At 44.9% G+C, this 4,465-nt stretch carries 5 protein-coding genes; 2 read left to right on the top strand and 3 right to left on the bottom strand.

The features are described from left to right. Positions 1–42 precede the first annotated feature (42 nt). Both motB and motA read right to left on the bottom strand, forming a co-directional pair. Positions 43–816: a flagellar motor protein MotB gene (gene motB / locus ACH0QE_RS01180; protein ID WP_415798918.1), complete on the bottom strand. Its 774-nt coding sequence runs from the start codon at positions 814–816 to the stop codon at positions 43–45. Continuing rightward, the gene (gene motA / locus ACH0QE_RS01185) at positions 809–1,603 is read right to left on the bottom strand and encodes a flagellar motor stator protein MotA (RefSeq protein ID WP_415798919.1); all 795 of its coding nucleotides are present in this window, start codon (positions 1,601–1,603) and stop codon (positions 809–811) included. The genes motB and motA overlap by 8 nt, the downstream gene beginning before the upstream one ends. A gap of 200 nt (positions 1,604–1,803) precedes the next feature. Between motA and ACH0QE_RS01190 the strand changes: the two genes are divergently transcribed. After that, positions 1,804–3,285, top strand: a complete 1,482-nt coding sequence (locus ACH0QE_RS01190; protein WP_415798920.1) for a methyl-accepting chemotaxis protein — start codon at positions 1,804–1,806, stop codon at positions 3,283–3,285. 74 nt (positions 3,286–3,359) lie between these two features. Here the strand turns inward: ACH0QE_RS01190 and ACH0QE_RS01195 are convergent, their stop codons facing one another. After that, complete coding sequence (locus tag ACH0QE_RS01195; protein ID WP_415798921.1) at positions 3,360–3,734, bottom strand: DUF1992 domain-containing protein; 375 nt, start codon at positions 3,732–3,734, stop codon at positions 3,360–3,362. Positions 3,735–3,911: 177 nt separating this feature from the next. On the opposite strand from ACH0QE_RS01195, the gene ACH0QE_RS01200 reads away from it, so the two are divergent. Further along, a partial coding sequence (locus tag ACH0QE_RS01200) for a sodium:solute symporter family transporter (RefSeq protein ID WP_415798922.1) occupies positions 3,912–4,465 on the top strand: 554 nt, incomplete at its 3' end.

Consider the following 4,465-nt stretch of genomic DNA (forward strand, 5'->3'; position numbering starts at 1 on the left):
ATAAAAAACCGCCGCCATACAGCTTGGCAGCGGTTCTTCGTCTTATTGTCCCAGATTGTTGCTTGTGCGTGGAAGGATTAAAATCTCAACCCGACGGTTCCTTGCCTTGCCTTCTGCTGTGTCATTCGTGGCGACTGGCTGGAACTCACCGAACCCTTTTGCGCTGAACCAGCGCGGGTCAAGCTGTTCATTTTTCAAAATGATCTTCATGAATTCGACGGCGCGCATGACGCTGAGTTCCCAGTTTGATTCATATCTGGCGGTCCTGATTGGTACATTATCCGTGTGACCGCTGATGATGATATTGCGCGGCGGCTCCATGACAAGCAAATCCGCGATCTCATTGGCGATATTCACATCGGATGAACGCACCTCCGCCCTGCCCGATTCAAACAAGACATTATCGCGGATCGTCAGCAGCAGACCCTCATCTGTCAGCTTTGTATCCAGTTTATCTGTCAGCTTTTTCTCTTCTATATAAGAATTGACCTTCTGCTGGATGGCCAAAAGCTCCATTTGGTCTTTGGCAACATCAGCCTTCTCCTCGTCATTCTTTTCAACATCTTCCTTGCGCACGTCCGGCGATTCCATCTGACCTTCAGGCATCGGGCTCTGGAACTCGAATACCCCTGTCCCCCCGGCGAACACATCATTGAATGCCTTTGACAGCTGCTGGAATTTGACGGCATCAACCGAGCTCATCGCAAACAGAACGATGAAAAGCGCCAGCAGGAGAGTAAGCAGGTCCGCATACGGTATCAGCCAGGACTCATCCATATGCTCTTCGTGATGCTTTTTCTTCCTTTTCCTACTCATCTTTCGCCACGCCGCTTTCCTCAAGGATCAGTTTCCGTTCGCCTGCAGGCAAATAAGAAGCAAGTTTCTGCTCAATCACTCTTGGTGCTTCCCCTTCAAGGATTGAGAGAATTCCTTCTATCATCATGTACTTCACTTGTGCTTCTTGCTTTGATTTACGCTTTAATTTATTGGCGAATGGATGCCATAAAACATAACCGGTGAAAATCCCCAATAATGTCGCAACGAAAGCCGCACTAATCGCTTTACCTAACTCATCCGTATTGTCCATATAGCCTAGTGCTGCAATCAAACCAACTACCGCTCCAAGAACACCTAGTGTCGGGGCATATGTGCCAGCCTGAGTAAAAATAGCCGCTCCTGAAAGGTGTCGTTCTTCCATCGCTTCCACTTCTTCTGTTAAAACATCCCTGATATAATCAGCGCTCTGGCCATCTACAGCAAGCGATAGCCCATTTTTAAGAAACTCATCATCGATTTCGCTTGTCTTCGCTTCAAGTGCAAGTAATCCTTCTTTACGAGCCAGCTGGGCCCAATCGGAAAATAAACGGATCAAGGAAGGTAAATCAGCACTTTCCTGTTCCTTGAATAATATCTTGAAAAGCTTTGGCACTTTCTTCAATTCATTTGCAGGAAAGGCAATTGTTACCGCTGCAACAGTACCCACGATTATGATTAAGATCGCTGCTGGATTGGCAAGGGCGGTCACACTTACGCCTTTGAACACCATCCCGACTCCTACCGCAATGATCGCTAATATGACACCAATGATCGACGACTTATCCATGTACGACTCCCCTGTCTGCTTTACTTCTATTTCTGTCTCTAACTATTAAACTGTCATAATATCTCTTTTTATTTCGACATATTTTTAAAAATCTTAAGTGATGGCGACTAAAAATAATTTTTCACAAATAATAAAGATTCAGATTTTTTATGCCGATATAATAAAAGTGAATACAGAGAACTTCTAAGGAGGCTTTTAACGTGGAGGCTATTCAAAATCTCCGCAGACAGGATACGAAAAAGAAAAACATCTTGATGCTCAGCACCTATTCGGTATCCTTGATTGCGACAGCTGCATATACTCTCATCGAAAAAGAACCAATTATCAAAACGATGGTTTATGTAAGTGAATTATCATTTTTTGTCCTGTTTTTCCTGATCTTCCAGCTATGGCTTAAGAAGGAGTCATTGTTCCCTTATGCCGCTTTTGCTGCTATCTTCATCCATCACTTCTTTTATATCGGAATGTTCGGAGGCAATGGTGCATTTTTGCTCGTCCTTCTGTTCCTGGCGGTCTTTTCAGCCATCCATTTTGATATAAAAATCTTCGTTACCGGATTCAGCCTGGGACTGGTTGCCGTTGTCCTAAACACCATGCTGGCCACTGAGAACCAGGACTTTTTAAGCAGCACCTTCACGGCGATTCTACTTTGTTATGTTTTGATCGGCGCCGTTCTGTTCGTATTGATCCGTTTGAACAAGGCTGCCTTTAAATCGCTGGAGACTTTCCTTGCGGATTCGGAAAACGAAAAGGTCCGTAAAGAGCAGCACAGCGCTTTGCTTCATGGAGAGCTTCTTGTCGTAACTGAGAGTCTTGGCAAAATCAACGAGCAAATCCAGACACACCTCTCATCCCAGACCGAAATGAAAATAGCTGTTAATGAGATTTCTGCCGGCAGCCAGGTACAGACAGAACAAATCAATCAAATCTCTGAGAATGCAGAGATGACGAAGCAAAGAATGGATGAAATGTCGGATATGTCCGTCTTGCTCTCTGACAATACTTTGCAGGCTGCAAAAGCATCTGAAAGCGGCTCAGTAAAAATCAACGAGCTTCAGGGCGACATGAAAGAGCTTGCTTCTTCGATCTCTGAGCTGAGCCAGACATTCTCCATGCTCACGAAGAAAATCGAGGAAACGAACGGCTTTATTGTCAACATCCGCAACATCACAGAGCAAACGAATCTGCTCGCACTCAATGCTTCAATCGAAGCCGCGCGCGCCGGAGAGGCTGGCAAAGGCTTCTCAGTCGTTGCCAACGAAATCCGCAAGCTGGCGGAAATGACAAAAGAAACTGCAATCCAGATTACCGAGAACCTTACTTCTGTCAATGAAACAAACTCTTCAGCTCTGGAAAAAATGAACGACAGCAGCGAAAAGCTGGCAGAAAGCCGTTCCGCAGTCGAAGAGGTATCCGGTTTCTTCTCAGAAGTCAGCGGTACACTTCGTGAGCTGACGAACCAATTTGGCCAATTTGAATTAACTGTCAGTGATGTTAAAAACCAGACAGGCGATGTCGAAGCATCAACACGTGAGTTAGCTGCCATCATCGAGCAAGCAACCGCAGGTCTGGAGGAAATGAATGCAACGATTGAAACATTGAACGACGATAACCAGACAATCGCAGCATACGTAAGCCAAACAGCAGCTGCTGCAGAAAAAATCAAAACGCTCGGAGCATAAGCGACTCAGAGATTGATTGATACATTTCAAATAACAAAAGGGCCAGGCTGGATTTCTCCGCCTGGCCCTTTACTTTATAGGAGCTTTTTTTCAATTTTCCGTTCATAGTTTTTAAACAGGGATGAATTTGTTTTGGCTCCCCGGCTGGACATGATTTTATTGTACCTTAGAAGCTTCTGGCTAAGCTCCTGGTTCAGCCTGTCTTTTTCTTCTGGATTTTCACAGGTGCGGATCAGGTCTTCGATCGACATCACTTCTTGCCTAAGCCGCTGTTCTTCCGGAGAGAATCCGGCATTTCTCAGCATTTTGTAGGCCATTCTCAGTTCCTCTGGGACAGCTGACATATCTTCCAGATTCAACGGTTTCCCGTAGCCAGGCAAATTTTCAAACTCCCCGTCCTTATAGGCTTTCTTAATCCGATCCTCGGAAACGACCATTGAAAAATCCATCTGAACCACTCCAGTCCATTTTTTCAGTATTTCTACTATTATTATATTACTTTCATCCAGTATTTTCTAATTTAAAAATTTGGCAAAATAAGATTTTATCACGCTAAAGGTTTAAAGAGTTAGCAAGCAGGCTATTTAGTTATGTAAAATAATTACACAACAAGGGGTGCCGACAAGATGATTTTTGGGGGTATTGGGTTTACACTGATTTCAGCCGCTTTTTTCATGGGACTGGTCGCATGGTATTCATACGTAAAGACGAAAGGCGAAGTCAGCGATTCAGCTGGATACTTCCTTGCAGGCCGCGGTTTGACGGGCGGTTTTATTGCAGGTTCTCTCCTGCTCACCAATCTTTCCGCTGAACAGCTAGTCGGACTGAATGGACAAGCCTATAGAACGAATCTTTCAAACATGGCCTGGGAGGTTACCGCAGCTTTCGCCATCATCATTATGGCCATTTATTTGCTTCCCAAGTATCTTGGGGGAAATTTCACAACGCTTCCTGAATTTTTAAGCAAGCGGTTTGATGAAGGCGTCAGACAATATACCGTCCTATTATTCATGCTGGGATACATACTCGTCACAGCACCATCCATGCTTTATTCGGGAGCACTTGCCGTCTTGCAGCTTTTCAACTTTCCAGAGCTGTTCGGCATTTCATATGAAGCATCCGTCTGGATAGTCATTTGGATCATCGGAATCATCGGCGCCATTTACGCGATTTTCGGCGG

It is taken from the genome of Mesobacillus sp. (genome assembly GCF_047739415.1).
GTDB lineage: Bacteria > Bacillota > Bacilli > Bacillales > Cytobacillaceae > Mesobacillus.

Excerpts from the sequence above, each read along its gene's own strand:
- motB (WP_415798918.1), bottom strand. The coding sequence starts at position 816 with ATGAGTAGGAAAAGGAAGAAAAAGCATCACGAAGAGCATATGGATGAG.
- motA (WP_415798919.1), bottom strand. The coding sequence starts at position 1,603 with ATGGATAAGTCGTCGATCATTGGTGTCATATTAGCGATCATTGCGGTA.
- ACH0QE_RS01195 (WP_415798921.1), bottom strand. The coding sequence starts at position 3,734 with ATGGATTTTTCAATGGTCGTTTCCGAGGATCGGATTAAGAAAGCCTAT.